Origin of the sequence: Peptoniphilus stercorisuis (assembly GCF_017874395.1) — a bacterium.
Taxonomy (GTDB): Bacteria; Bacillota; Clostridia; order Tissierellales; family Peptoniphilaceae; genus Anaerosphaera; species Anaerosphaera stercorisuis.
Genome location: NZ_JAGGLJ010000034.1, coordinates 1 through 1,429, shown reverse-complemented (window position 1 = coordinate 1,429; position 1,429 = coordinate 1). Strand labels below are relative to the sequence as shown.

Sequence of the window (1,429 nt, the reverse complement as noted above, 5' to 3'; positions counted from 1 at the left end):
AGTAACATATAATGCCCCTTGACTAGTCAGTGCTCTACCCCCTTGTCATTGTTCGCTAAAGGCTAGCCCTAAAGCTATTTCGAGGAGAACCAGCTATCTCCGTGTTCGTTTGGCTTTTCACCCCTATCCACAGGTCATCCGATAACTTTTAAACGTTACCCGGTTCGAGCCTCCATTGAATTTTACTTCAACTTCACTCTGCCCATGGATAGATCACACGGTTTCGGGTCTATGGCAACAAACTTTCGCCGGTTAAGACTCGCTTTCGCTACGGCTCCGGAGCTGTACTCCTTAACCTTGCTTATTACCATAACTCGCTGGCCCGTTCTACAAAAAGTACACGATCCTGGTTCTTGCCAGTTTCGCTGCTTGTAAACATTAGGTTTCAGATTCTATTTCACTCCCCTCCCGGGGTTCTTTTCACCTTTCCCTCACGGTACTTGTTCACTATCGGTCACCAAGTAGTATTTAGCCTTGGGGGGTGGTCCCCCCGTATTCCCACAGAGTTTCACGTGCTCCATGGTACTCTTTTAGACTAGTTTATCTTCGTTTTCGTTTACAGGGCTATTACCTTCTTTGGCTCATCTTCCCAGATGATTCTACTAACTATTTTAACATGTCGTCAATTTGGGCTGTGTCCCGTTCGCTCGCCGCTACTTAGGACATCGAGTTTTCTTTCTTTTCCTCGGGGTACTTAGATGTTTCAGTTCCCCCGGTTCGCCTTGTATGACTATGTATTCATCATACAATACCATTACTGGTAGGTTTCCCCATTCGGATATCTGTGCTTTAGCGGATATTTGCTCCTACACACAGCTTTTCGCAGCTTATCGCGTCCTTCATCGCCTCTTGGTGCCTAGGCATTCACCTAATGCTCTTATTAACTTGACCTTTAATCATTTTATTGATTAGTTTTTTATTAATGACTATTACATACATTCCATTAGAATGTAATATTCACTAATTCCTTTGTTATTAAACACACTGTTTAATATCTATCCAGTGAAATGTTTTATCTTTATTACTTTATTTTAGAAATTTAAGATTTGACATTTCATTTTTTATGAATGTTTTACTTCTATTTGTAGTTTTCAAGGTTCTTACAAAGTATTTAAACTTTGAATTGGTGGAGATGAGGAGGCTCGAACTCCTGACCCCCTGCGTGCAAGGCAGGTGCTCTCCCAACTGAGCTACACCCCCACGGGTGTTTTTTTAGTTTTTTAGTTTTTTAGTTTTTTAGTTTTTTAGTTTTTTAGTTTTATATATAATATAAATAGTGTAAGAGTGAATAATACACTCTTTTTTATATCTTATAAGTTAAATACCTAATCTTGCGATTAACTATCTACTTTAAGACTCCTTAGAAAGGAGGTGATCCAGCCGCACCTTCCGATACGGCTACCTTGTTACGACTTCACCCCAGTCATTA

At 40.3% G+C, this 1,429-nt stretch carries 1 tRNA gene and 2 rRNA genes; all 3 read right to left on the bottom strand.

Features of this window, described 5'->3' with window-relative positions:
• A 23S ribosomal RNA gene (locus J2Z71_RS08890) occupies window positions 1–891 on the bottom strand; the annotation flags it as partial.
• Window positions 892–1,124: 233 nt separating this feature from the next.
• Window positions 1,125–1,200: transfer RNA gene (locus J2Z71_RS08885), tRNA-Ala, on the bottom strand.
• 164 nt (window positions 1,201–1,364) lie between these two features.
• Window positions 1,365–1,429, bottom strand: a 16S ribosomal RNA gene (locus tag J2Z71_RS08880); the annotation flags it as partial.